The 26,175-nt window shown below is 64.0% G+C and carries 22 protein-coding genes; 9 read left to right on the top strand and 13 right to left on the bottom strand.

Going from position 1 to position 26,175, the window contains the following annotated elements; translation table 11 throughout:
• The first annotated feature begins 596 nt into the window (after positions 1–596).
• The gene (locus IF809_RS00650) at positions 597–806 is read left to right on the top strand and encodes a YgaP family membrane protein (RefSeq protein ID WP_128967633.1); all 210 of its coding nucleotides are present in this window, start codon (positions 597–599) and stop codon (positions 804–806) included.
• The gene (locus IF809_RS00645) at positions 803–1,327 is read left to right on the top strand and encodes an RNA polymerase sigma factor (RefSeq protein WP_462836553.1); all 525 of its coding nucleotides are present in this window, start codon (positions 803–805) and stop codon (positions 1,325–1,327) included. The genes IF809_RS00650 and IF809_RS00645 overlap by 4 nt, the downstream gene beginning before the upstream one ends.
• Before the next feature lie 704 nt (positions 1,328–2,031).
• Here IF809_RS00645 and IF809_RS00640 read toward each other — a convergent pair.
• The 5 genes from IF809_RS00640 to IF809_RS00620 all read right to left on the bottom strand — a co-directional run bounded on the left by IF809_RS00640 (position 2,032) and on the right by IF809_RS00620 (position 7,561).
• On the bottom strand, positions 2,032–3,393 hold the full coding sequence (locus IF809_RS00640; RefSeq protein ID WP_462836552.1) for a TadE/TadG family type IV pilus assembly protein: 1,362 nt from the start codon (positions 3,391–3,393) through the stop codon (positions 2,032–2,034).
• Between the two features lie 50 nt (positions 3,394–3,443).
• Positions 3,444–4,070: a TadE/TadG family type IV pilus assembly protein gene (locus tag IF809_RS00635; protein ID WP_462836551.1), complete on the bottom strand. Its 627-nt coding sequence runs from the start codon at positions 4,068–4,070 to the stop codon at positions 3,444–3,446.
• A complete protein-coding gene (locus IF809_RS00630; protein ID WP_462836550.1) occupies positions 4,067–4,651 on the bottom strand; it encodes a TadE/TadG family type IV pilus assembly protein in 585 nt (194 codons plus the stop codon). The genes IF809_RS00635 and IF809_RS00630 overlap by 4 nt, the downstream gene beginning before the upstream one ends.
• A gap of 155 nt (positions 4,652–4,806) precedes the next feature.
• Positions 4,807–5,661 (bottom strand): SDR family NAD(P)-dependent oxidoreductase, encoded by an 855-nt coding sequence (locus tag IF809_RS00625; RefSeq protein WP_462836549.1) that lies wholly within the window; start codon positions 5,659–5,661, stop codon positions 4,807–4,809.
• 466 nt (positions 5,662–6,127) lie between these two features.
• Positions 6,128–7,561, bottom strand: coding sequence for a TAXI family TRAP transporter solute-binding subunit (locus IF809_RS00620; RefSeq protein WP_462836722.1), 1,434 nt, complete (start codon positions 7,559–7,561; stop codon positions 6,128–6,130).
• 272 nt (positions 7,562–7,833) lie between these two features.
• Here IF809_RS00620 and IF809_RS00615 point away from each other — a divergent pair, with 272 nt between their 5' ends.
• The 4 genes from IF809_RS00615 to IF809_RS00600 all read left to right on the top strand — a co-directional run bounded on the left by IF809_RS00615 (position 7,834) and on the right by IF809_RS00600 (position 12,916).
• Positions 7,834–9,081, top strand: a complete 1,248-nt coding sequence (locus tag IF809_RS00615) for an MFS transporter (RefSeq protein WP_462836548.1) — start codon at positions 7,834–7,836, stop codon at positions 9,079–9,081.
• 31 nt (positions 9,082–9,112) lie between these two features.
• Complete coding sequence (locus IF809_RS00610) at positions 9,113–10,318, top strand: M20/M25/M40 family metallo-hydrolase (RefSeq protein ID WP_128967639.1); 1,206 nt, start codon at positions 9,113–9,115, stop codon at positions 10,316–10,318.
• Positions 10,319–10,459: 141 nt separating this feature from the next.
• Positions 10,460–11,545 carry a mandelate racemase/muconate lactonizing enzyme family protein gene (locus IF809_RS00605; protein WP_462836547.1) on the top strand — a complete coding sequence of 362 codons (1,086 nt, stop codon included), beginning with the start codon at positions 10,460–10,462 and terminating at the stop codon, positions 11,543–11,545.
• A 222-nt stretch (positions 11,546–11,767) separates the two neighbouring features.
• The gene (locus IF809_RS00600; protein WP_462836546.1) at positions 11,768–12,916 is read left to right on the top strand and encodes an amidohydrolase; all 1,149 of its coding nucleotides are present in this window, start codon (positions 11,768–11,770) and stop codon (positions 12,914–12,916) included.
• A gap of 153 nt (positions 12,917–13,069) precedes the next feature.
• On the opposite strand, the gene IF809_RS00595 is transcribed toward IF809_RS00600, so the two are convergent.
• From IF809_RS00595 to IF809_RS00570, 6 genes are all read right to left on the bottom strand, one after another.
• Positions 13,070–13,282, bottom strand: coding sequence for a hypothetical protein (locus IF809_RS00595; RefSeq protein WP_462836545.1), 213 nt, complete (start codon positions 13,280–13,282; stop codon positions 13,070–13,072).
• Positions 13,279–13,434, bottom strand: a complete 156-nt coding sequence (locus IF809_RS00590; protein ID WP_308421642.1) for a hypothetical protein — start codon at positions 13,432–13,434, stop codon at positions 13,279–13,281. The genes IF809_RS00595 and IF809_RS00590 overlap by 4 nt, the downstream gene beginning before the upstream one ends.
• Positions 13,435–13,836: 402 nt before the next feature.
• On the bottom strand, positions 13,837–14,583 hold the full coding sequence (locus IF809_RS00585) for a Crp/Fnr family transcriptional regulator (protein WP_462836544.1): 747 nt from the start codon (positions 14,581–14,583) through the stop codon (positions 13,837–13,839).
• Positions 14,583–17,750 carry a CheR family methyltransferase gene (locus tag IF809_RS00580; protein WP_462836543.1) on the bottom strand — a complete coding sequence of 1,056 codons (3,168 nt, stop codon included), beginning with the start codon at positions 17,748–17,750 and terminating at the stop codon, positions 14,583–14,585. Before IF809_RS00580 ends, IF809_RS00585 begins: the two co-directional genes overlap by 1 nt.
• A 169-nt stretch (positions 17,751–17,919) precedes the next feature.
• Positions 17,920–18,201: a hypothetical protein gene (locus tag IF809_RS00575; protein ID WP_462836542.1), complete on the bottom strand. Its 282-nt coding sequence runs from the start codon at positions 18,199–18,201 to the stop codon at positions 17,920–17,922.
• A gap of 12 nt (positions 18,202–18,213) precedes the next feature.
• Positions 18,214–19,221 (bottom strand): chemotaxis protein CheB, encoded by a 1,008-nt coding sequence (locus IF809_RS00570; protein ID WP_462836541.1) that lies wholly within the window; start codon positions 19,219–19,221, stop codon positions 18,214–18,216.
• An 85-nt stretch (positions 19,222–19,306) separates the two neighbouring features.
• On the opposite strand from IF809_RS00570, the gene IF809_RS00565 reads away from it, so the two are divergent.
• Positions 19,307–19,711 carry a response regulator gene (locus IF809_RS00565; RefSeq protein ID WP_462836540.1) on the top strand — a complete coding sequence of 135 codons (405 nt, stop codon included), beginning with the start codon at positions 19,307–19,309 and terminating at the stop codon, positions 19,709–19,711.
• Positions 19,712–20,037: 326 nt separating this feature from the next.
• Here IF809_RS00565 and IF809_RS00560 read toward each other — a convergent pair whose 3' ends face one another.
• Together IF809_RS00560 and IF809_RS00555 are read right to left on the bottom strand one after the other, a co-directional pair.
• Positions 20,038–23,145: a DEAD/DEAH box helicase gene (locus tag IF809_RS00560; protein WP_462836721.1), complete on the bottom strand. Its 3,108-nt coding sequence runs from the start codon at positions 23,143–23,145 to the stop codon at positions 20,038–20,040.
• Positions 23,146–23,554: 409 nt separating this feature from the next.
• Positions 23,555–24,742: a CaiB/BaiF CoA transferase family protein gene (locus tag IF809_RS00555; protein WP_462836539.1), complete on the bottom strand. Its 1,188-nt coding sequence runs from the start codon at positions 24,740–24,742 to the stop codon at positions 23,555–23,557.
• Between the two features lie 168 nt (positions 24,743–24,910).
• On the opposite strand from IF809_RS00555, the gene IF809_RS00550 reads away from it, so the two are divergent.
• Positions 24,911–25,798 carry a hypothetical protein gene (locus IF809_RS00550; protein ID WP_462836538.1) on the top strand — a complete coding sequence of 296 codons (888 nt, stop codon included), beginning with the start codon at positions 24,911–24,913 and terminating at the stop codon, positions 25,796–25,798.
• Between the two features lie 127 nt (positions 25,799–25,925).
• Positions 25,926–26,162, top strand: a complete 237-nt coding sequence (locus tag IF809_RS00545; protein ID WP_453992341.1) for a hypothetical protein — start codon at positions 25,926–25,928, stop codon at positions 26,160–26,162.
• Positions 26,163–26,175: the final 13 nt, after the last annotated feature.

Below are 26,175 nucleotides of genomic sequence, written 5' to 3'. Positions count from 1 at the left end.
CCAGCCGGTCAAGTGTTGCGCAAGCGCTTTGGCTGCACCGTGTCTCGCTTCGAACGAATTTTTGCCGTTCCATCGGTACGGCACCCACTCGAAGCGTCGGCCCGTCAGAGTAGCCAATTCGATCTGAAAAGATGAGTGGTCTTCAAACCACGGCGTCTCCTTGTCTTGACTCGAAAGGTCTTTCCAAACATCTGACGCCAAAGGCCATAGGGCCAAGTGCCATGAACGGAATGAATAATGAGCTTTGACGAAGGAACTTCGTTCATAAATCACCCTGCGAAAGGCGAGTATGTCTTTCGAACGTGCTCCGAAGCATAACACGTTCTCGATCGATGGAGGTCCGCTTCTCGCCCGTCTGGGAAGTTGCGCCTGATCTGACGGAGCTCCGCTCGTCGCGGCAGGACGGACCCAATTTGCTCAACCGGAGCTCTTCGCAGTTTGATCCGGAGCCGACCTCTTCACGCAGCCCGCCGACCGCCGGCTTTTGCCCCAGCCGGGCTTGGACTATTTTTTCGGAGCCGCGAACCGTTTCTCATTTTCCAAGCCTCTAAGTCTTGAGGGCGTCAGAAACGACGCTACAAAGGCAGGAGGTTAATATGCTGTACAAGAAGAACGTGGCTGGCTGGGAAAGTTGGGTCCGGCTCCTGGCTGGGGCAATCATGATCGCGTGTGGACTACTAGGTCTTAAAGGGTTGCCCGTTGGATATCTGATCGCCGGTGTCGGGGTCATGACCGCGCTGACAGGCGTTTTCGGATACTGCCCGGCATGCGCGGTCGCAGGTCGAAAGCTGCGCGCCGAGCCATGAGCAGATCCTTTTTATCGCCGGGCACGACGGAAGCGGCCATCGGCGGGGACGCCGACGCCATCCTGACGCTGCTCAAAACGTCGCAGCCCGACATACGCCGCTACGCGCGAAGAACCTGCCGCACGACGAGCGATGTGGAAGACGCGGTTCAGGAAACCTTATGGATCGTGTACCGTCGCATCGGTCGTCTCCAACGTGCCGGAGCCTTTTCCCTCTGGCTTTTTCAGATCGTTCATCGAACCTGCCTGAGGTTGGCCAAGCAGCATATAGGCGTTCCCGATGACGTCTCTTCCCTGGAAAATGACCTGCAGCTTTCGAAGAGGCCCGAATCAGAACTCCGCATCGATATAGCTGCCGCGATCCAGTCGCTGCCGAGCCACTACCGGCAGGTGCTGATGTTGCGGGATGTGGACGAAATGACGATCAGCGAAATAGCACAATCGCTGCAGCTGACCCGAGAAACCGTGAAGGCGCGACTGCATCGCGGTCGAGCGCTCGTGCGTGAATATATGGTGCGCTGAGGAGTCGGAATGTTCGTCAGCAGTTCACTCACCGAGCACCTTATCCGAGGTCTCGTCGGAATTGCAGCTCTCTGGACGGCGGTTTGGGTCGGGACAGACGCAGGCTGGACGGCAGTGCTTGGCTCCGTGACTCTGGGGCTGATATCATTGATCGCCTTTCGAGGATGCCCGGTCTGCTGGTCTATCGGCCTGTTTTCGATGGCACGCAGGTCGTTGACCTCGCTGTAATCGGGTTCACGTCTGCTTCCGGCGGCTCGTATGCGAAATTGCGCCACGTCCGTCGGAGGTCCGCTCATCGCGGGAGAGCGGACCAAATATGTTCGACCTGAGCTCTTTGCAGTTAGGCCCGTCAGCGCCGCCGAGGCGTAGCGCCACGACGTCCGCTTGCAGGGACAGACCGGACGTTTTCAGCCGGGCGCAACCACCGCGTTTGACCCGTCCCGGAGTCCACCAACGCCCTTGGGAGAGGCATCTCGGCTAAAGGTCTCCGGATGCCGCTCCCCAGCCCGCCTCAGCAAGCGGCCGGGATCATCGGAATCCCTAGCCGGCTTCAATCGGTACCGGCGGCCGGCTTCGCCCGGACTCCACGGCCGAGCTCGTCGGAATGCGCAACTCACGAACTTACGCGCACCCCTGCCGGGTGCAAGCGACGCGATACGAGGCTGTTTCCCCGAGCAATGGAACGCTCGGCAATCCGGATGCACCTATTTGGAGACACGGAGCTGAGAGATTGATGTGCCGATCGCGGCAAACGCCGAGCTGATTTGACTTGCTTGAGTGAGCATGAAGAAATTACCCGGGCCGCTGGCACAGGCCGGCAAAACGGCCGATTGTCCAGCGCCGTCAGTGTCTATCTGGACCGTGTAGATGACGACGCCGCTCGCCTTGATGGCGCTGCACAGCGTGGTCATGCGATTGTCGACCTGTGTGGAGATGCTACTGCCATCGCCATACCAGCGGTCGGCCGTATTCAAGCCGTCCGTAAAAAGGATGATGATGTGCTGGTACTGGTTGTTCGACGATTCGGCGGGTGCGTTGAGAGGGCTCTGCTGCAGCAACGAGAGCCACCCCCATAACAGACCGATAGTCTGGTTTGTGGCTCCGTTCGGCGACATGGCGTTGATCGTATTGTTGACGGTGGTCCAATTATAAGTGAGCGGCAGGATGGCGGCTGCCGGGCAGTTGCCCTCTTGATTGGCCGGAAACGAAGTCGGCAGTGATGACGGTGCGGTGGCGCTCACGTCATAGCTCTGGTCGCGATCTGCAACGCAGCCGTTCCAGGACGATTTATTCGTCGAAGGGCTGCCGTCGCTCCAACTATAGCCGTGGCCCACACATTCGGCTCTGGCAAACCAGGAGTAGGTGCTCTGACTGCAATAGGAACGACCCCAGGAATCCTTGTTACTCGGATCCCACTGATCCCACCGCAGCCAAGTTGCGCTCGTATTTGCAGTCCCGACGTTGACGTTGACCTCGAACGGTACAACGGAGATGTAGACATCGCCCTGGTTTTGGGCGAGCGCCGAAAGTTGGCTCACGAGTTGCTGCGCTGCCGGCTTGAGTGCCGCCATTTTGCCGCTCTGCGACATCGAGCCGGTATTATCGAGAACGAGCGCTACGCGCAGCAGATTGGCGCCCCACGTCGATGTCGAGTTTGCATTAAAGCCCAACGACGGAAACCCGACGATCTGCATGAAAGCGGTCTGGATTTTGGCAGAGCCGCTGACCTGGACAGTCGAGCCGTTGCTGCCGCTGGACTGAGTATATACCGCACTGATGCTGACCGACTGGGCCTCCGTATCGGTATAGAGCGCAGTGAAGTAGGTCTGAGCCTTTGAATTGATCTGTGCGGTCGTGATGAGTCCGCTCGATAGATCTTTAGCGACCATCAGCGATACGGAGTCCAGAACTGACTGCATGGTGGCTTTTGCGCGGCTCGCGCGCGCATAGTCGATCGCGGCGCCCGCAAAGCTCAGCACAGGGATAATCATGATCCCGAAAATGACGGCTACATTACCGCGCCGATCCTTACGGAAGCGCTTCATCAGGCTTGAATTCGAGAGCATGAGTGCCTCGCCTCTCTTCCTGCCGCGTTCACATCCTCGCAACGCGGACCTCACGCTGTGGGACAGATGTTCGTCTGAGGGATCGACGGATAGAAAACACAGGATTTCTGGCGCGGCCTGGTGTAGGAATCATCCGTCAAGCTAACGCCCGATCTCAGCACGACCAGGGTAGCGTTGGTGTAGAGATAGCTGACGTGACTGTAGATCAGATACTGATTGGCCAGGACCTGGTTGTTCGAACCGCGGGAAATCAAGCCGCTTGGAATTGGGACAGGCGTACCGGTCGGTATTGCCGCCGTGTTGTATCCCTTGCTCCATTCAACGCGCACCTGCCCGCTGGAGGGGTCCACGTACAACAAGCTCACCGTTATGCTGATCGGCGTCGTGTCGTACGGCATCACGATCCCACTGCTTGCCGCGAAAAAGTTCGCGAGGTCCGCGTCGGTGACCACACCGGCTTGGGACGTCAAATCCGAAACTGTCCGGGCTATCGACGTAACCTTGCGCTTGATCTCGATGGCGCTGGTCAGCTCGACCGTGCCGAAAAACAGCGCAAGCATAATCGGAGCAATGAAAGCGAATTCGACAGCTGCCACGCCGCGGCGATCCTTTGACAGGCGTGCAATCCAGCAGAAAGACCGCAGGGCACTTCTTTTTGATTTCACGAGATAGGTCATGTCCCGCAGGCTCCGCCGTAGGGCTCATTGCGGAAGACGGCCGTCGCCGTCAAAAGTCGCTGATTTCCATTCAAGTTGGCAAGGTTGAGACCGAGCCGGGTCACGAACAATGGCCATTTATAGAACAGCCGGGCGACCACGACATCGCAAGAGCCTCCGAGGTTGTAGCTGAGAGTGCTCGTGTCGAAGTTGCCGCCAACGATTTGACTGCTGACGGACATCGTCTGAAAGGACGAATAGCTCTTAACATCGACGGATATGCCGTTTGAGGTGCCGTTGCTGGGGTTACAGGTAAATAGCGCCGGCGCTGGATTGCAGATGACTTGTGTGAGGTAAGCGCCAACATTCGGGTAAGTCGACTGTGCCTGTCCTGTTCGAATTAACCGCGCCGCGTTGTCATTGATCGACTCGAGGTAATCCGATGCCAGGAACATCAGTGACGTCTCGATGATTGCAAACAACAGCGCGATGAAGACGGGCGCGATCAACGCGAATTCGACGGCCGCTGATCCGCGGCGGCTGCAGCGAAATCGACCAAGCGCTGTTCTGATGAAGAACAATAGCGGAGCGAACGACAACATCGAGAACTCGCGTGGCTGGCGGATTCCTTCAACACCAACCTAGAATAGAATTGTTGTTGAAAGGTTGAGGCGGCCGCCGCTGCGAAGCTGGTCTTGTTAACCGGCTATTAGGGAATGGCACGAGGGGGTAACGGGCCTGGTGGAACGCTGAGCGCTCAACGCTTCGGCTCGCGCCCGCGGATGTGATCGAAGCCTTGCTTGATCGCGGCAAAGCGCGCCTCGATGATCGGCTCGAATTCGAGATCGGTGAAGATATAGGGCCAATCGTTTTCGACGCCTTCGCGGACGAGTTCACCGACATAGAGGGGATCGATGCCCTGAGAGACGCGCTCGCGGATCTGATTGATCCGCTCGGCAATCGGGCCCGAGGCCGGCGGGGCCCGGACTGCCCCCTCGAAGCGCTTGGGGAGGTTGCGGCTCGAGTTCATGATCTGCGTGCGGATGAACCCGGGACACAGCACCGATACGCCGATCCCGCGGGGCGCGAGTTCCTGCCGCAGTCCCTCGGACAGCGCGACAACGCCATATTTCGAAACGTTGTATGAGGTGCTCCCCCCTGAAATGAGGCCGGCGATCGAGGCTGTGGAGACGATGTGTCCGCCCTCGCCATGCTGCTCGATCAGGGGGCCGAAAATCTCGATTCCCCAGATGGTCGCCATCAGGTTGACGCCCAGGGTCCAATTCCAAGACGCATCGGTCCAGGTGCCGTAGGGGCCGCCGCCGCCGACGCCCGCATTGTTGACGAGGATATGCACCTTGCCGTAGCGAGCCGTCGTGGCTTCGGCGGCCGCCACGAGCTCGGCCTTGAGTGAGACGTCGGCTTTCACGCCCTCGACGTCCACGTTGGTGAGCCTCAACTGCCTGAGGGCGGCGGACAGAGCCGCTTCCTCGATGTCGCACAGCATGACTTTCGCGCCCGCCTGGGCGAAAGCGGTCGCGATTCCCAATCCGATGCCTGACGCTGCACCGGTGACGAACGCGGTCTTTCCAGCGAGTTCTTTCACGCGCATTCTCCTCCCGCAAGCCGAGACCTCTCGCGCCATCCGCCAAGTGTCCGCGGACGGCATATGACCGCACTTTCGGATTGTTGGGAAGCCTGCTACCAGCGCCATCGTTTCAGCGTGGAGGGGAACGTCATTGAGAGTAGCCATTGCGATCTCGCTGCTGTTGCTGGCGCCTCAAATCTCCGCTCAGACGCATCGTGGAGAGCAGCCATCCGTTTCACGCTTTCGAGCTTGTGTTCGGTTGCACGCACCTGATGCGAAAGCGGCGGGGGTTCGGACCTCCGAGGACGCTGCGAGCTACGCGATGAAGGCGTGCATGCCCTCGACCGGGATGTTCTTGGACCGAAACGCGCCCTCGAAGGGCGACGTCCCGGAGCAAGCTCCGCCTCCCGGAAGCTATCGCGCGGTCCTAAGGGAGGAGTGGGGCGATTTCCTTGAGGAGTGAACATCGCCTTCCGCCCATCTTCCCGCGCTACGTGCCGCCCGATCCTCGCGCCATCGTCGTCGCCGGCCCTCGCACGGCCTCGACATTGCCACGTTGCAACGTGGCGCGCCTCTCGGCGATGGCGTTGCTCAACAGCTCGAGCACCAGGCCGAACGCCGCGAGTTCCTCTTCCTCGAGCGAGCCGTCGTCGTAGCATGCCAGCGTCTCGCGGATGATCCCGTCGGCCTCGCGCTGGAGGGTCAGAAGCTCCTGGTTGGACTCCGCGGTCCGCGCGCTGGACACCATGGCGAGGATTCTCCTGCGATGGCTGGTGTTTTCCTCCCTTTCGTCGCGGTTCAGATAGCGGCGCAGCCAGGCAGCGGCCGAGCCGATGCCGGAGAGAAGCAGCAGCCCGAACCAGAAGTAATCGCCGTAACGGTCGAGAAAGGTGCGCTCGTTGCCGTCGATCACGGCCGCAGCTCCGCGATGGACCGGCAGCTCGGTGTCCTTCTCGAGGTCCGGCTTGGTGATGTGAGCGGCGCCGGGAACCTGCCTCGCGATCGCCTGGCGAACGGCAAAGAGCTCGCGAAAGAAAGCGGCCACCGTCGTCTCCGAGAGAGTCTTTCTCGCCACGATGAGGTGGCTGACGCTGACGGTCTCGACCTTGTCATCCGGCCAGGCCGGATCCGCATTGAAGACGCTGGGCGGAATCTCCTCGGATTCGTAGCGGGGATGCTTCAAGGCGATCGCTTCCGAGGTCTCGACCGCGAGAAACTTCGGCTCGCCGCGCAGGTGCGCGGTCGCAGCAATGGCGTCCGATGTGATCTTGCTGTCGAGCGGCCCGACCGCCATGAAGGCATCGAGGTGAGGATCGCGCGCCAATTCCTCGAGATGCTCGGTGCCGAACTGCGTCACCGCGACCTTGTCGGCGTCCACCCCGGAGGTGCTCAGGATCACCCGCAGCAACACGGCATTCGCCGCCGTCTTGCCGATGATGCCGACATGATGCCCGGCGAGATCTGCAATTTCCTTGATTTTCGGCGTCGGCTTTTTCTTCGAGTTCTTGGTTGCAAGTCCGGAAGGCGCCCACAGCACGACGAAGTTCTTGCGCACCACCGCGACTTGCTGCGCCTCGGCAGGCATCTCCAGGTCGCCGCGGCCGACGGCGAGGTCGGCCTTGCCGGCGCCAAGCAGGGCAAGGGATTGCGCCGCCCCCTCGGTCCTGACCGGCGACAGCCTGACGGTTCGGCTCTCGGCAGCGAAGGCATCGGCCATCGCCTGGATGACCTTGTCGTCGTCGCTGCCCGGCGGTCCAACGGCGATGCGGAGCGTGTCCGGCCGCAACGCGTAATAGAGGGCGCCCGACGCCGCGCCAAAGACAAGAAATCCGACCGCAAGAACCAGCAAGAAGGTATTGCGTCTTCTCCGCTCCCAGCGGGCGGCGTCATTGGTCGTCTGGCTGGTACTCTCGGACAAGGACATCACCGCTGGCAACTGCAGACCGGGAGCGCCTGCTCCCGGTCATACCACGTTTTGCCGAGAACAACGTCTTGACGGCGGGGCCGGTTCATCGGCCTGAGACCTGAAATGGACCCGATGGCCGGAGGCCGGCCGCCATGGACCGGCGCGCAAGCCTCGCCGGCGTGATCTGCCCCCAGGTCTGGTCCGCCCTGCGCCAACGCCTCCCTCCAGCTGTTGGCACGGGCCGCACCATCGTGTAACGGCACGAAAAAGCCCATTGGGACGGAACGCTGATGAGTGTGGTTGCCAGGGAAGAAGCGGGACATGGCACCCGCGCGCTGATCTTCGCGCTGGTCGCGCTCGCCTGCGGGCACATGCTCTCGACCCTGCTGCGTACGATCCCGGCGCTCAGCCTCGATCTGATGGCGGCTGATTTCCGTATCGAGCCACAGGTACTGGCGAGCCTCACCTCGGTCTATCATTTCGCCTTCGCGGCCTCGCAGATTCCCGTGGGCGCGGCGATGGACCGCTTCGGCGTGCGGCCGGTGTCGCTGAGCCTGCTCGCAGGGACCGTGGTGGGCGCGATCGCGTCGGGCTTCGCGACCGGGCCCGCAAGCTTTGCCTTCGGGCAGCTGCTGCTCGGAATTGCCACCTCGGGCATGCTGATGTGCCCGATGACGCTGGCGGCGAAACAATTGTCGGCGGCACGCTTCGGGCTGTGGTCCGGCGCGATCCTGTCGATCGGCAATATCGGCATGCTGTTGTCCGCGAGCCCGCTCGCCTTCGTGGTCGACGCTTACGGCTGGCGCGCCGGATTCTGGATCGCCGCAGCAGGCGGCATCGCGGTGGCGCTCGCGGTGTTCGCGCTGGTACCGAACCAGCCGGCTGAGCACAAGGACGATTCTTCGCCGCTGTTGCAGATGATCGAGGTGCTCAGGCTCGGACTGTCGCGCCCCTTGCGCGGCCTGATCGCGCTGGCGCTGGTGTCGCTGGCGACATCGCTGGTGCTGCGCGGCCTGTGGGGCGGACCGTGGCTGATGCAGGTCAAGGGACTGACGCGGGTCGAGGCCGGCAACCAGCTCGGCGCCTATACGCTGGCGATGATCGCAGGTCCCCTGTGCATGGGCATGATCGACCGCAGGGTCGGCCGCCGAAGAGAGCTCGTGGCCGGCGCGCACGCCGTGGCCGCGCTACTGGTTCTGCTGATGGCATTGGGGGCGCCGCATTATGCCGTCGCATGGCTGTTCGGCGTGCCGGTCATGCCGCCGCAATATGATCTGACGCTGTTCGTGCTGATCGGGCTCGCGTCTTCGGCCCAGCCGCTGCTGTTCGGCATGTGCCGGCAGCTCGTCGATGCGCAGGTCGCGGGCAAGGCACTGGCCGCGGTGAACCTCGCCTTCTTCCTCGGCACTGCCTTGATGCAGTCGCTCACCGGCGCGGTGGCGGCGTTCGCCGGATTGCCGGCCGTGCTGCTGTTCATGGCCGCGGCGCTGCTCGGGGGGGTGATGATCTTTTTGACTTACACCTCGTCGCATTCGTAGGATGACGGCTTCGCATCCAAGGAAATCAATCATGCCCGTCGACACCAAGGCCGCCACCGACCGTCTCATGCGCTTCCTCTCCGTGGAAGGCGTCACCGGACAGGAGGCGGCGATCGGGCGTGAGCTCACCGCCGCGCTGAAGCAGGCCGGCGTGCCTGCCAAGGCTATCCGGCTCGACGATGCCAACACCCGCATCCCCGTGCCGACCGAGACCGGCAACCTCATCGTCGACCTGCCCGGCCGCGGCGCATTGCACAACCAGCCGCGCATCATGTTCATGACCCACATGGACACCGTGCCGCTCTGCGCCGGCGCCAGGCCGAAGAAATCCGGCCGCAAGATCGTCAACGAGGCCAAGACCGCCCTCGGCGGCGACAACAGATGCGGCTGCGGCGTGCTGGTGACGCTGGCGGCCGAGCTCGAAAAGCAGAAGCTCGACCATCCACCGATCACGCTGCTGTTCTGCGTGCGCGAGGAGAGCGGGCTCTACGGCGCGCGCCACGTCAAGCTCGACGAGCTGGGCTCGCCGGTGATGGCCTTCAACTATGACGGCGGTTCGGCCTCCAACGTCGTGATCGGCGCTGTCGGCGCGGACCGCTGGACCGTGGAGATTTTCGGCCGTGCCTCCCATGCCGGCGTCGCGCCGGAGCGCGGCATCTCCTCGACCATGATCATGGCGCTGGCGCTTGCCGACGTGAAGGCCGGCGGCTGGTTCGGCAAGGTGGTGAAGGGCAAGGGCGCGAGCGCGCGGATGGGCACCAGCAATGTCGGCCCGGTCACCGGCGGCGAGGGCCGCCCGGCGGGCGATGCCACCAACGTCGTCACCGATTACGTGCATGTGCGCGGGGAATGCCGCAGCCATGACGGGAAATTCTTCAAGGAGATCACGAAGGCTTACAAGGCTGCGTTCGAGAAGGCGGCGAAGAAAGTCACCAATGCGCAAGGCAAGTCCGGCAAGGTCAAGTTCAAGGCCGAGACCGACTATTATCCGTTCCGGATGAAGGAGAACCTGCCGGTCGTGAAGCGCGCGATCGAGGCAGTGTCCGCCGTCGGCGGCACGCCGAACGTGCGCGCCGCCAATGGCGGCCTCGATGCCAACTGGATGGTTCGCCATGGCATTCCGACCGTCACCTTCGGCGCGGGGCAGAACGAGGCGCACACCATCGACGAGTGGATCAATCTCGACGAATACGACCGGGCGTGCGCACTCGCGTTGCAACTCGCGACGATGCGGTGAATTGGTGGGGTGGGTTAGCCCTGCAGATGCGCGAAGTGCATCTGCAGGGTGTAACCCACCACTTCTGTTCCCGCGGACAGCAAGGAGGTGGGTTACGCCTTCGGCTAACCCACCCTACAAAAAGAAAAATCGGGAGGTCCCATGCCACACATCGCGAACATCGAATCCGCGCTCTACCGGATCCCCCTCCCCGTCACGTTGTCCGATTCCACGCATGGCGACATGTCGGCGTTCGAGCTGGTCACCTGCCGCGTTCGCGACACCGAGGGTGCGGAGGGTGTCGGCTACACTTACACAGTCGGACGCAATGGCGGCGCCGTCGCCGATATCCTCAAGCGCGAGATTCCGCCGCTGGTCGACGGCCGCGAGGCCGACGATACCGAGGCGCTCTGGCATCATGTCTGGTGGGGCCTGCATTACGGCGGCCGCGGCGGGCCGGCGGTGCTGGCGCTGTCCGCGCTCGACATCGCGCTGTGGGACCTCAAGGCGCGGCGCGCCAAATTGCCGCTCTACCGATTGCTCGGCGGCTTCGATGCGCACGTGCCGTGCTATGCCGGCGGCATCGACCTCGATCTCTCCGTCGAGGCGCTGCTGAAGCAGACCGGCGGCAATCTCGCCAAAGGTTTTCGCGCCATCAAGATGAAGGTCGGCCGGCCCGATCTGAAATCCGACGTCGCACGGGTCGCGGCGATGCGAAACCATCTCGGCGACGGCTTTCCGCTGATGGCGGATGCCAACATGAAATGGACGGTGGAGGAAGCGATCCGCGGCGCCCGCGCGTTCGCGCCGTACGATCTGACCTGGCTGGAGGAGCCAATCATTCCCGACGATGTCGCCGGCCACGCGCGCATCATGCAGGCCGGCGGCGTGCCGATCGCGGCGGGCGAGAATCTGCGCTCGCTGTGGGAGTTCAAGAACTACATCGCATCGGGTGCGGTGTCGTATCCGGAGCCTGACGTCACCAATTGCGGCGGCGTCAGCGCCTTCATGAAGATCGCGCGGCTGGCGGAAGCCTTCAACCTGCCCGTCACCAGCCACGGCGCCCACGACATCACCGTGCACCTGCTCGCGGCCTGCCCGAACCGCTCCTATCTGGAGGCGCACGGCTTCGGGCTCGACACATACATCGAACATCCGCTGGTGCTCGAGGACGGCAAGGCGCTCGCGCCGGACCGTCCGGGCCACGGCATCAGCTTCGATTGGACGGGGTTGGCGAAGCTGGCGTGACATCATCCTCCGTCATTCCGGGGCGCGACGAAGTCGCGAGCCCGGAATCCATCCGGCCACGGTGATTGCTGCACAATGGATTCCGGGTTCGCGCCAAGGGCCGCGCCCCGGAATGATGGAGGCTCATGTTGCTGCACCTGGGCCATTCGATAGCGCTTGATGCACCGCGCCGATAATCCGCTATGGTGACCACCAGCCATCACCATCCGAGAGAGCCGCGCCTTGACCCCTGAGCTGCACAAGAAACTGACCGCCTGGCGCCAGCATCTGCATGCCCATCCCGAGCTGTCCCTGCAGGAGAAGGCGACCGCCGCCTTCGTGCAGGAGCGCCTCACCGAGCTCGGCATTCCCTTCGTATCAGGCATCGGCGGCCACGGCGTGGTCGCGACGCTGACGCGCGGATCGGCACAAGCGCGCGTCGGCCTGCGCGCCGACATGGATGCGCTGCCGATCACCGAGGATACCGGCCTGCCCTATGCCTCGAAGACATCGGGCGTGATGCACGCATGCGGGCATGACGGACACACTGCCGCGCTGCTCGGTGCCGCCGCGCTGCTTGCCGCGGACACCAGCTGGAGCGGCACGGTGGACTTCATCTTCCAGCCGGCCGAGGAAGGTTTCGGCGGCTCGCGCGCGATGGTCGCGGCCGGGCTGTTCGAGCGCTTCCCGATGGAGCGGGTGTTCGGCTTCCACAATTGGCCGGGCCTGGAGGCCGGCACCATCGCGGTCCATGACGATGTCGTCATGGCCTCCGGCGGACGCGTCACGATCACCATCGAGGGCCATGCCGGACATGCCGGCATGCCCCACCTCACCCGCGATCCCGTCATGGCGGCCGGCCATCTGCTCGTCGCAATGCAATCCATCGTGTCGCGCAGCGTCGATCCGCTCGACACCGCCGTGCTTTCGCTGTCGACGATCGAGGGCGGCACTGCGCCCAATCAAGTCGCGGGCAAGGTCGTGATCCGCGGCACGCTGCGGCATCACCGCAACGAGGTGAAGGACATCATCCTCAATCGGATCGGCGAGATCTGCGCCGGCATCGCCACGAGCTTCGACGTCAAGGTGACGCCCGACATCGTCATGGGCGTCGGCGTGGTCGTCAACTCGCCCGACGAAGCCGGCTTCGCGCGCATGGCCGCGGACAGAGTGCGCGCACCCGTGCGGCGCGACCTCGCGCCCAGCATGGCCGGCGAGGATTTCGCCTTCTATCTCCAGCACCGCCCCGGCGCGTTCGTGTGGATCGGCAACGGGCCCCTGCGCGACGGCGCCGAGCTGCACGGCCCGCGCTATGATTTCAACGACGCGATCCTGCCGGTGGCATCAAGCTGGATGGCGGAAGTCGCCAAGACGGCGCTGTCGGCGAATTAGAGGCGGCCATCGGCGGGCAGCAAGTCGTGGGCTGCGGCGGCAGCTCGCTTTTGAACTTTGACCTTTCCGAATCTACGGCTTGGTCCACCTCTCCCCAGCGGGGAGAGGTGTCCGTTTGGGCTCACATCGATTCAACCAAAGTTCAGCGCGTCCTCAGCTGAGTGCCGCCGGACCCAGTTCGGACGGCTGGTCGAACCGCGCGATGCGCTTGTCCAGGCGCCAGAGTTCGATGCGGTGGACCAGCACGAGCGCTGCGGCCTGGCGCTTGGCGTCCTCGTCGTCGCCGCAAACGAGGTTGATGCAGCCGAACACATGGCCGTCGGGATCAATCTGGAAAGCGCGGTAGTGCTTGACGGATTGCATCATGCCCCTCCATGGCGTCTGTAGGCCGGTGCGCTCAGCAGATCGGTCAAATCGGAAGCCACCTCGTTCTGCTTGGCGCGCCTCAGCAGAGATTCGCGCTCCTTGCCGGGCGGCATTCCGCGAGCGCGCTCCTTGGCGACGTCAGCGAATGCCATCAGTCGCTCCTGGAGCGATTGCGTCTGTTTCCTTCGATTGCGTTTGGCCGTCATCGGATACCCTGCGAGACTTAGGTTCGAGAGAGAGCCGGCTCCGGCGGGGAGGTCATGCGCCGGAGCCTTGTTCTTGCCGGGTGAGCGAGACCCGCGCCGGCAATGTTTGTAGCTTCGGGCTGCAAACGGGTTCCGGCATTTCCATAGGTTAACGAAGGGGATTTTTGTGCTGATGGCGCGCTCTGCGCGGATTCACCTGCTTTAATGCAGGGCTTCGGGCAAACGCGGACACTGAATATTCCCGCCGTCGCAAACAGCGGTGGGCATCTTGGCCCCAGCGCGCGATCCTCTCAGGAAGCCCCCAGAGCGCTGGGGCCATTTTCAGCCAGCAGCGCCAGCTGCGGCGGCTTAGCCCTTGCTGTAGAGTTGCAGGTATCCCGGCGAAAACAGCGCGGCACTCTTGAGGGCATCCAGATCCGGGATCGTGAGCATCCGGTCTCGCAGCGTGATCAGCCCGGCTGCCCTCAGCTCCTGGATCGTGCGGTTGAGATGAACGACGGAAAGCCCGGTCGCATCGGCCAAATCCATCTGGGTCACCGGAAAACCGCATGAATTGCCGTCGATCAGACCGACCGGGCGAAGCCGCTCGTAAATTTCGCAGAACAGGTGAGCGACCTTCTCCAGGGCGGCGCGCCGGCCGAGATTGATGCCCCATTCGCGCTGAATCGCGTTGTTCAGCGCCGTTTCGCACAGGAAGGCTTCGGCGAGCGTGCGATCGCTTGCCATGAGCTTTTCGAACCGGGAGCGTTTGATCTCGGCGTAGGCGACCGGCGTCGCCGTCGTGATCGAGTGATCGATGGCGGGCAGGAGATAGGCGTAGGCGTCGCAGGTCTCGCCGGGCAGGATGAAATTGACGATCTGCCGCCGGCCGTCCTCGAGCGTCTTGTGCCGGAACAGCCAACCCGAGAGCACGACCCGCACGCTGTCGACCGGATCGCCTTCGACAACCAGATCTTCCCCGGGACCGGCACGAAACAGGCCCTCGAGAATAGCTTGCTCGAGGGCCGCAACGGCTTCCTCGGATAAAGGCCGCAACAGGTTGAAGCGGCGAATGACCGCCTGCGCCAAAGTTCCTTCGTTGCCTGGGGCGCGCATCAGCCGTCCATCGAGGGTGTGTGAAAGGTTCGCTTGGTCAAGGGAATTGCAATCTGGCAGTGAAGTCCCGAGGAGTTGAAGGACATCGTGGTGTGCCCCTTGAGGTCAAACGCCAGGGTCCGCTCCAGAAGCTCCGAACCAAAACCCTTCCGCGCCGGCTGCGCCACAGGCGGCCCGCCCCGCTCGCGCCAGTCGAACAGCAGTTGCGGCGGTTCGGCCGATTCATCGATGCGCCAGGAGATTTCGAGGCGGCCCGAGGGATGTCCGAGCGCGCCGTATTTGAGCGCATTGGTCGCGAGCTCATGGATCGCGAGGGCAAAGGTCTCGGCGGCCTTGGGCTGGAAGCGGACCACGGCGCCGGACACGCGCATCTGCTCGCCCTCGCGAGCATTGTAGGCGAGCAGCTCCTCGACCACGAGATATTCGAGATCGACGCCGCCTTCGGGATCGCGCGTCACCAGCGCCTGGGTTCGCGCAAAGGCGTTCAGGCGGCCGTCGAGATGCGCGGCATATTCCTCGACCGTCGAGCTCGTCTCGGCCGAACGGCGGGCGATCGACCTGACAACGCCGAGCGTGTTGCGGACGCGATGCTGAAGCTCGGCCAGCAGCAGCCGCTGCCGTTCCTCCGCGCGCGTGATCGCGGTGACGTCGACGAAAGTGATGACCACGCCGGCGATGAAATTGTCGATGCTGCGGTACGGCAGGATACGGACGATGTAGCGTGTGCCGCTGTCGGGCGCGGTCAGCTCGCGCTCGGCGCTCGCGAGCGTGCGCAACACGCGGCGAACGTCATCATAGAGCTCCTCGATCGGGATGCGCGCCTTGATGTGCGCGATCGGGCGCCCGGCGTCGGTCTCTACCAGATGCAGTATCTGGGTAATCGCCGGCGTGAAGTTCATCACGCGCAGGTCGTTGTCCAGGAAGACGGTCGCGATCTGAGTGCTTTCGAGGAAGTTCTTCAGGTCGCTGGTCGCGCGCGTCAGCTCCTGGACGCGGTGCGCCAGCTCGCCATTGACCGTGGTCAGCTCTTCGTTGACCGACTGCAATTCCTCGCGCGAAGTCTCGAGCTCTTCGTTGGCCGATTGCAGCTCTTCGTTGAGGGACTGGTACTCCTCGTTGGAGGACTTCAGCTCCTCGTTGGTGCTCTCGAGCTCCTCGATGGTGGCCTGAAGGCGCTCGCGCGTCGCCCGCAATTCGCCCTCGAGGCGTTCAACATGCTCGGTGCGAACCAGCGCGCTCGGATTGCTTTCACGCTCGTCATCGGTGCGCGCGGGACCGTCCTTGAACAGGACGACGAAATTGCGATGGCCGTCCGTACCCTCCTGGATCGGCTCGACGGTGATGTCGACGAGAACCCGGTGGCCGTTGACGCCGAGCTGGACCTGCTCGGCATGCGCGGGCTCGCTGGTTTCGGCCGCGCGGCTGAGCGCCGTGCGCAATTCCAGCCTGAGGTCGCGGTGCACGAGCTGGAGCAGGTCGAGCGAGGCAGCCCCCGCCGTCGGCTCGATATAGCGCCCGGTGCGGCCGGAGAAATGCAGGATCTGGAAATTGCCGTCCGTGATCACGTAGGCGGGCGCATAGCGCTCCGCGATGCGCTGGGCGCGGCGCTCCAATCCGACGTCCGGACCGAACGAACGGACCGGCGGCAGCTCGACCGGCACCCGGCCAGCCGCGGTCGAGATCGGAAATTCCGGCGGCAGCCGCGTGCCGGTCTCCAGCTTCTTGAAGATGCGGGCACGGCGGTCGACCGGCGCGAACAGCTTCGGATGCCGCGTCACGTTCTCGGAATTGCCGAGGAAGAGGTAGCGCTCGGGCAGCAGGGCAAAATGAAACAGCGGGATGACGCGGTTCTGAAGCTCGGCGTTGAGATAGATGAGCAAATTGCGGCAGGAGACCAGGTCGAGCTTCGAAAACGGCGCATCCTTGATGACGTTGTGCTGGGAGAAGATGCACATCTCCCGGAGCTCCTTGACCACGCAATAGGTATCGCCCTCACGTACGAACCAGCGGGCGAGACGCTCGGCGGTCATGTCCTGCTCGATGTTGGTGCGGTAGCGACCGACGCGCGCGGCCGCCAGCGCCCTTCCGTCGATGTCGGTTGCGAAAATCTGGACCTGCGGGGCGGAATCCATTCTTGCCATATGCTCGCGCAGCAGAATGCCGATCGAATAGGCTTCCTCGCCGGTGGCGCAGCCGAGCACCCAGACGCGAACCTGCTGCCCCATCCCCTTGTTCTCGAAGATCTTGGGAATGATCTGGCTCTCGAGCACCTCGAATTCGCGCTTGTCGCGAAAGAACTCGGTGACGCCGATCAGGAGATCGTTGAAGAGATGCTGGGCCTCGTCCTTGTCGTTCCTGAGGAAGTCGACATAGGACGCGATCTCCTCGATCTGCACCACCTGCATGCGGCGCTGGACGCGGCGCAAAAACGTGTTCTGCTTGTAGCCGTGGAAATCGTTGCCGGTCTTGTTGCGCAGGATGTCGGCGATGCGCGACAGCGAGGTCGCGGCGGCCGCCAGCACCTCGTCGAAGCCCTGCTTCTCCTCCAGGCGCCGCAGATGGCGCGCATAGACCTGGATATGTTCGGGGATATCCTCGGGGACCAGCACGTAGTCGGCGATGGCAGCCGGCTTGCTGCTGTCGGCGAGTTGCTCGGACTCCTCGTCGCCGACTTTTTCCGCGATCGCCAGGCCACCATGGTCCTTCAGTGTGGCCGCGCCCAACGTGCCGTCGCCGTCGGTGCCGCTCAGCAGCACGCCGATGGATTGCTCGGCCCGCTCTTCCGCCAGCGAGACCAGGAAGCTGTCGATGGTCGCCCGCTCGCCGGGCCCCTGCTCCGCCTTACGCACCGCAAAACGACCACCCTGGATCGTGGTGATCATGGCAGCAGGGCTGAGATAGATCGTCCCGCCTTCGATCGCCGCCCCGTCGCCGGGCTCGGAAACGCGGGCTCCCTCCGCGCGCTGGATGAGGTCCCTGAGCCGCTCGTCCGCGAGCGCCTCGCGGTGCTGAAGCACCAGCACGAGCGTCTGGTCGTCCGCAAGAGCAAGCTTTCCGAAGAAGCGCTCGATGCTGTCGATCGCGCCGGCCGAGGCACCTACGCCAATGATCAATGGGGCCTTGACCTGACGCTCCCCACCCCCCGGCGCTTTGCCGACTTCATCCATAATTGCCGTTACTCTCGTTGTCGGGTATCAAGGAACCCAGCCGTCTGCAGATAGCAGAAAACCAGCCTATCCCAACAGCTAAATGGCGGAAATAGCTCCGCGTTCCCGCCCGGAGATGGGGTGATGAGACGGACGGAAAAAGCTGACCGGATCCCCCGAAGAACGGCGATCAGGGGCTCGCGGGCGGCACGGAATCGACCTCGCGCTGGAGGTAGTTGACCCGCTGCACGATCAGGCCACGGTGTCGCTCCCATTCCAACAGGGTTTGCTTGAGCAGATCGACCAGCCTTTCAGCCTGCCGAGTGTCATGCCCGCCGGCGCGAAGCTCGCGCACCCGATCTTCCTGGTTGCGAATCCGGCGCCAGCCCTCGTCGATGTCGGCATCCGCCTTCACAAGAAGGCGCTGCTCGGCGTGGAGTTGTTCGGTCCGCTCGGCAAGGGATATGGCCATGGGAGCGCCTGTTTACGTCTCTCGCGCGCGGATCGCCGGGTCGAACGATTGTAGCACGACACGCCGGATCATGTCGGCATATTCGCGATATTCGGCAGCGCGTTTGTCGTACATTTCCGCGACCGCGGCCCGCCCGCTGCGCCGCCCGTCGTCGGCCATGCGCTGCACCAACTCGGCGCGCTCCTCGATGATCCGCAACGCCACCCGCAGGGCTTCATCGACCTGCCCCTCCTGCTCCCTGGCGAGCGTATCGGCGGTATAGGCGTGACCGACCTGGCAACGAAACCGCATGGGATGGCCACCCTTCACCGCGGACAACACCCCGCCGCAGCTCGGACAGGTCAGCGCCGCGGGATCGGCGATCTTGGCCAGGCTTTCGGATCCGATCCTTTCGCCGGCTGCAATTTCGACCTCGAGGCGAATGTCGGGAGCAATCGGCAGCGCGGTCCCCGGCGCCTCCTGCGCGAGATCGGACAGCACGTCGCCAAGCCTTGCAGCGGGGACGCAGAGATCGGCGATGGTGGCTTCCAGCGCGCGCTGCGGCATTTCCGGCGAGATCGCGTCGGCGGGGTCCTGGACCAGCGCCATTCCGCCGCAGCGCTTGATGGCATGGAGCCCGGCGGCGCCATCGGACAATAGTCCGCTCAGGACGATTCCGATCACGCGCGGACCGTGATGCACCGCAGCCGACCGGAACAAGGCATCGATGGCCGGACGGACCATGTTTTCGCGCGGGCCGCGTCCGAGCTGGATGTGGTTTCCGGAGAGCAAAAGATGGTGGTCGGGAGCCGCCAGATAAACGTGGCCGCGCTCGAACGCCATCCCGTCCACCGCCTGATGCACCGGAAGCCTTCCGGCGGCCGCAGCCACTGTCGAGAGGATGCCGATGCCCTGGGCCGGAATGTGCAGGACGATGAAGATGGCGGCCGGCAAATCGAGCGGAAGTGCCGCCAAGATCTGCTTCAACGGGGCAGTGGCGCCGGCGGAGCCACCGATCACAATGATATCACGGTTGCTCATTGGGAACCCGCCATCGCATGCTTCGTTTGCACCAAGGCGGCCCTTCGCCGTATGTTCCTATGCTTTTCGGGCGCTGGAGGGAAACATGGTGATGCCGGAAACGCTGTCACGTGAGCGCGCGCAATTATCCGGACGCAGGGTTCTGGTCGTCGAGGATGAATATTTCCTCGCCGACGACATCAGCCGCGCGCTGCGATCGGTCGGCGCCGATGTTGCCGGGCCGGTTGGCGAAGTCGGCGACGCGCTGCGCATCCTCCATGACGGCTCGGTCGTCGACGGTGCCGTGCTCGACGTGAACCTTCGCAACGAGATGGTGTTCCCGATTGCGCAAGAGCTCAGGGCGCGCCAAGTGCCGTTCGTGTTCACGACGGGCTATGACCCCGTCAGCATCGCGCCTGAATTCCAGGACGTCCTGCGCTGGGAAAAGCCGATCGACGTCGCGGCCATGATCCGCGGGCTCGGCGGACTGATCGGCCCGCGTGAGATGTGACGCGCTTGCCTTGGTCGAAGGTCCCGGCCTGCCTAGAGCAGCCTGCTCCAGGTCAGCCACGCCGCGACCGCGATGCAGATGAAGATTGCGAGAAACGGCAGGGCGATGCGCAACGCCGCGGTCGCTCTGCCCGCTAGCTCAACATCATCCATATGATCGCCCCGAGCATGATGAGAAAGCCCGTGATCGCAGTGCCGACGAATACTTTTTCGACGCGATCCATTGCCGTCGCAGCCCCGGTCCCGGAACCATTGTGGCTTGTCCAGGTGATTTCCGCATTAGGCTATGTGAATCGGTCGGGCGATAACGCCTGATGCATGACGCGATCACGTCTCGTCCAGAAGGTCCAGCAGCTCCTCGACACGCTCGAACGGAGCATCGCGCATCGGTGCGTGGTAGACGACGCGATCGCCGTCACGTTGCAGCGACTTGCCCTTGGATTTCCGCAACCGTCCCGGCAGGAACGTCGCGGCCACCGCGCTCTGGCCGACGTCGAGACGGATGATGCCTCTGCGCTTGCAATCCAGCCGCAGTCGCGCCGCCGCAAAGAAATCGCGGGCGGCCTGCGGCAAGGGCCCGAAGCGGCGCGAGGTCTCCTCCTCGAGATCCTCGAGCTCGTCCTCGCTGGCGCAGCGCGCGGCACGGGCATAGAGCTCCAGCCGCACCGGCGCGGATTGCACGTAGCTCGGAGGCAGCATGTCCGCGACCGGCAAATTGAGGTCGGGCACCCACACCACCGACCTGCCGTCGTCGACCTTCTCCGAGGCCATCTTCAAGAGGTGGCTGTAGAGCACCGGGCCGAACACCTGGACGTGGCCGGATTGCTGCTCGGAGAACAGATCGCCCGCGCCGCGGAGATCGAGGTCGCGCTCGCTGATGGCAAAGCCTGCACCCGGCCGGCTGAACTCCTCCAGCACCGCGAGCCGCTTCTCGGATTGCCCCGAGGCCGACTCGGTCAGGAGATAGGCGAAGGCGCGGATGCCGCCGCGGCCGACGCGACCGCGCAGCTGATGCAGCTGGGCGAGGCCAAAGTTTTCCGGCCAGCACACCACGATGGTGTTGGCGCGCGGGATGTCGAGGCCGCTCTCGACGATGTTGGTCGCGAGCAGCACGTCGGCCTTGCCTTCGACGAAAGTCATCATGCGCTCGTCGATCTCGTCGGCCGGCAATTTGCCGTGCAGACAGATGATCTTGAGATCGGGCGCGACCGCCTGCACGCGCGCCAGCATCGGCTCGAGATCCTGGATGCGCGGGCAGATCAGGAAGCTTTGCCCGTGCCGCCGCTGTTCGCGCAGCAGCGCCGAGGCGATCGCGGCATCCGACAGCGGTGCGATCTTGGTCGCGACCGGCAGGCGATGCACGGGCGGGGAAGCGATGACGCTGAGATCCCTGAAGCCGGCGAGACCTGCGGCGAGCGTGCGCGGAATCGGCGTCGCGCTCATCCAGAGCGTGTGAGCATTCCTGGCAAGCCCGGACAGCTTGGCCTTCTCGGCCGCGCCGAAATGCTGCTCCTCGTCGATGATGACGAGGCCGAGATCACTAAACTTCACGTCCTTCGAGGTCAGCGCCTGGGTGCCGACCACGACCTTGATCCGGCCGCTGCGCAAGCCCTCCCTTGTCTCCCGTACTTCCGCACCAGAGGTGGCGCGCGACAGGCTGCCGACTTCGATATCGAGAGGCGCAAACCGCTTGCGGAAGGTCGCGACGTGCTGCCGTGCCAATACGGTCGTCGGCACCGCGATCGCGACCTGCTTGCCCGACAGCACCACGGCCGCCGCCGCGCGCAGCGCCACCTCGGTCTTGCCGAAGCCGACGTCGCCGCAGATCACCCGGTCCATCGGATGGCCGGATGCCAGATCATCCAGCACGTCGTTGATGGCCTTGGCCTGATCGATGGTCGTAAAATAGGGAAAGCGCGCGACGAATTTCTCGTAAGGCGCCCCCGGCGGGACCAGCCTGGCCGCCTTTCGCCGCTTGCGCTGGCTGATGTGCCTGGCAAGCACCTTGCCTGCGGCCTGGATCTCCTGCTCGGCCTCGCCGCGGCGGGCCCACCATGTGCTGCCATCCGCCTTGTCGAGCGCGAGCTTGCCGCGCTCCGTCGAGTAGGGCCACATCAAAGCGAGATCAGACGGCGGCACCAGCACGGCGTCGTCGCCGGCGAACGACAGCCTGACCATTTCGCGCATCGCGCCGCCGCCGGTGTTGATCGTCTGCAGACCGTCGAGCACACAGATGCCGCGCTGGAGATGCACGACCACCGTGCCCTGCTCCGGCACGTCGGCATGGTCGAAGGCCGCGCCCCAGTTGCGCGCCATCGGCTGCGGATGATGCGCGCGGCTGCCGAGCACGTCGCTCGCGGTGAGGACGACGGCAGACTTCCTGCCCGGAATGACGAAGCCGGCGTCGAGATCGGCCAGCAGCGCCACGTCGCGCTGGCGCGCGCTCTCGACCTCGTCCCAATCCGTGACGCGTTCCACCTTGACGCCGCTCATCCGCTCCATCACGCGCAGATCGTCCTCCTGCGCCGCGACGAAGATCAGGCGCGAGCCCGCGCGCCTGGCATCCTCGACGAAGGCGCGCAGGGCTTTCCTTGATGACGTCAGCTTGGAGAATTCCGGCGTCGCCTGGAACGGCGCGCTGCGCGGCAGCACTTTCATGCCGCGGGTCGCCTGCTTCCAGTCGCTCCGCCCGAGATATTCGCGCTCCCGGTCCGCGCGGCCGGCCGCCTCCTCGATCGTGCTCAGCCAGGCATCGGCGTGCACGGGCGCGCCGGCATCGGCGATCCACTTGGCCTTGCCGCAATAATCGAACAGCGTCACGCGCTTCGCCCGCGCGCCCGACATGGCGAGCCGCGTCGACATGGGATCGACGAGCAGCTCCTTCGTCTCGAAGATGATCTCGTGCTCTTGCGGATCGAACGCCACGATCCGCTTGATGGTGCGCGCCGAATGCTCGACCCGGAACGGCCCCAGGGCGCCTGCGGGAAAGATCTCGAAGGTCTGGCCGTGAAACAGGGCGCCGCCCGGATAATCCGGCTCGTCGTCGAGATCATAGCCCAGCTCTTCCAGACGGCCGCGAAGCTCGGCCTCCGAAAACGTACCGCCGACCTTCAGGCTCATGTTGAGGCGCAGCAGGCTCGCCGGCGGCGGCAAGCGCTCCATCACGGCTTCCGCCGTCGAGATGAGAAAGATCGGCTGTTTGGATTTCGCAAGGCGCCGCAGCACCTGAGCCCTGCGGCCCGCGATCTCGCGCGACGGCTCCAACTGATCGAACGGCAGGGTGTTCAGCCGCGGAAACACCAGGACTTCGCAGGACGGGTCCAGCGCATGAATGACGCTGCCGAGCCGCTCGGCCCTGTTCTCGTTCTCGGCGAGGAACACGAGGCCGCTGCGCCCGGACTCCTTCCATTGCGCCAGCAGATGCAGCGCCATCATTCCGAGCGGCGACGACGACGATATCGCGGCGCGCTGCGGGCTCTTGCCCGGCTTCGGCGAAGGCTTGGCCGGTGTGCGCCTGCTTGTGGAGCTCTTTGTAGCTCGCTTGGCCGGCGAGCGCGTCTTGGGCGAACTCTTGACCGGCGAGTTCTTTGCTGGCCGCACTTTCTTGGAATGACGCACGTTGATCCGTTTCTCGTCGTAAGCAATCGTCGATGGCACGCGCGGCCGGGCTCGTATTGATTCGGTCGCGGACATGCACATTGGACGAGGCGCACGAACGAACATGCGCCTCCCATCAACCCTCAGACGACGCAAAGGTCGTCGGCCAACGCACAAGCGCGAGGGCAGGCCGCCCGTCGTCTAGCAGACGCGCCGGCCCATTTCCACTCTTGTCTCGATGCGGCGACTAAATGATGCCGCCCTGTCGAAGCGCTGCGATCGCAGCCTCGTCGTAGCCAAGTTCCGCCAGCACGGACTCGGTATGCTCGCCGAGCGTCGGCGGACGCGCTGCGATCTCGCCGGGTGTTTCCGACAACCGAATCGCGGCGCGGGCAATTGGCGCCTGTTTCGGCAGGCCGGGATAGTCGACATCCTGCAGAAAGCCTGCGGCGCGGATGTGCGGATGATCCAGCGCCTGCTGCGGGCTCAAGACCGGCCCGGTCGGAATCATCGCCTTGCCGAGAGTATCCACAGCCTCCTGCGTGGTGCGCTCGGCGCACCAGCGCGCCATCCGCTCGCTGATGACGGCGCCGTTGTTGCCGCGGCTGATGTCGTCGGCAAAGCGCGGATCGTTCAGCCAAAGCTCTTCCTCGCCCATCAGCCTCGCCCAGCGCTTGAACAGCGGATGTCCCGTGACCTGGCACAGCACCCAGCCGTCCTTGGTGCGGTAGATATCCGCCGGCGCCGCGGTCTGACCGAGATTGCCCGTCGGCACGCGATTCACGTTGATGACGGCCTGCTCGATCAGCGTGGCATTGGTGAAAGACAGCGCGGTCGCGAGCAGCGCGCCTTCGACGATCTGCCCGCGCCCGGATTTGCCGCGCTCGATCAGTGCGGCGAGCGTGCCGAACGCGCAGTGCAGCGCGGTGCCGAAATCGACCCAGTTCACCGCCGCGCGATAGGGCGGATCGCCGGCGCCGGTCATGTAGACCGAGCCGGACATCACCTGCCCGACGCCGTCGAAGCCGACGCGGTCGGACCAGGGGCCCGGTCCGCCGAACGCGGTCGCCGTGGTCAGGATGATGTCGGGCTTGATCGCCTTGAGCTGCTCGTAATCGAGCTTCATTGCGCGCAAGGTCTGCGGCGGCAAATTGGCGACGACGACATCGGCGGTCGCAATCAGCTTGCGCATCACCTCCTGCCCCTCCGTCGTCATCGGATCGAGCGTGATGCACTTCTTGTTGCGGTTGACCTGCAGGAACAGCGCCCCCTCGCCGCCTTCACCGACCGGCGCCACGAAGCGATCCTCGCTGCCGTCGCGCTTTTCGACGCGAATGACCTCGGCCCCGAACTCGGCCAGCAATGTCGCGCAATACGGCCCCGCGATATAGCGCCCGAAATCGAGGACGCGCACGCCTTCCAGAACTCCCCCCATCGACCTCATTCCCTCCGCATGTCCGCGCAGATTACAGGGAATGAGTGCCGCGGCAAGGTGGCAGCGCGCGCCATGCGGAGTCTTGCAAGATGTGATCGCCCAGGTGTTTCGGCCGGCGGCAATTCTGCTCTAGTATGGACCACCCGCCCTCGAGCCAGAGGCACACCCATGCCGCAACAATTCGATCGATCCGCAGAAGATCTCGGCAACGCCATCCATTTCGAGCACGTCAACATCCAGGTTCCGGACCAGCGCCTCGCCACGCTGTTTTACGTCGCCGGCCTCGGGTTGACCCGCGATCCCTATCTGATGGTGTCCGACACCAACATGTGGATCAACGTCGGCCGCAGCCAGTTTCATCTTCCCAGCGGCAGTGCGCAGGTGCTGCGCGGCCGCACCGGCCTCGTCATCGAAGGACGCGAGGCGCTTCTGGCGCGATTGGCCTCGGTTGCGAAGAAGCTCGAAGGCACCGCCTTCGCGTACGCCGAGCACAACGATTATGTCGAGGCGACCTGCCCATGGGGCAACCGCATTCGCATCCACGAGCCGGACGCGGCGCGCTTCGGCCGCATCACGCTCGGCATTCCCTATGTCGAGTTCGACGTGCCGGCCGGATCGGCGCAGGCGATCTGCGCCTTCTACCCTGAGGTCATGGGCATGCCCGCGGCCTTGCGCAACGGTGACGGTAAGGTTGCGGCAGTGAAGACCGGGCGTGACCAGTACCTCTTGTTCCGCGAGACCGATCGGCCGCAGCCCGCGTACGACGGCCACCACGTGCAGATGTACATCACCGATTTCTCCGGTCCCTATCGTAAGCTGCTGGCGCGCGACCTGGTCTCGCGCGAGGACAACCAGTACCAGTACCGCTTCTGCGACATCGTCGATCCAGACAACGGCAAGCCCGTCTTCACCGTCGAGCACGAGGTGCGCAGCGCGACGCATCCGATGTTCATGCGGCCGATGGTCAATCGCAATCCCGTGGTCAACAACCGCAACTATGCGTTCGGCCACGATCAGGCGTCATGGGCGATGGGGCCGGATCAATATGACGGATAGGACTCCCGCGACGAAATTCGCGACAGGAAGCGCAACGTGATACCGGTCACGGCGCTCGTATGAAGCATGCGGCATGCTGTCCACAGTTGCGGGGATGATCCCGCGGCATCAAAACAGGAGAGACAACATGACCCATGAGATCAATAACGACAGCATCAATTGCGAGCTCTCGATGGAAGAGCTCGACAACGTCGCCGGCGGCGGCTGGTTCAGCAGCATCGTGCACGCCGTCGAGCACGGACTGAAGTCGTTCTTCACCAACCCGGTCGTGGCAGGGATTGCCGCCGGCGTCATCCTGGTCGGCGGGATCGTCACGGGTGCCGGTGGTGGCGGTGGTGGTGGCTCCAACATGAAGCTGAACTGAGGGCGGGACCGAA

It is taken from the genome of Bradyrhizobium sp. UFLA06-24 (assembly GCF_054967145.1).
The sequence above is the reverse complement of the archived record's forward strand: the minus strand, read 5'-3'. Positions and strand labels throughout refer to the sequence as shown.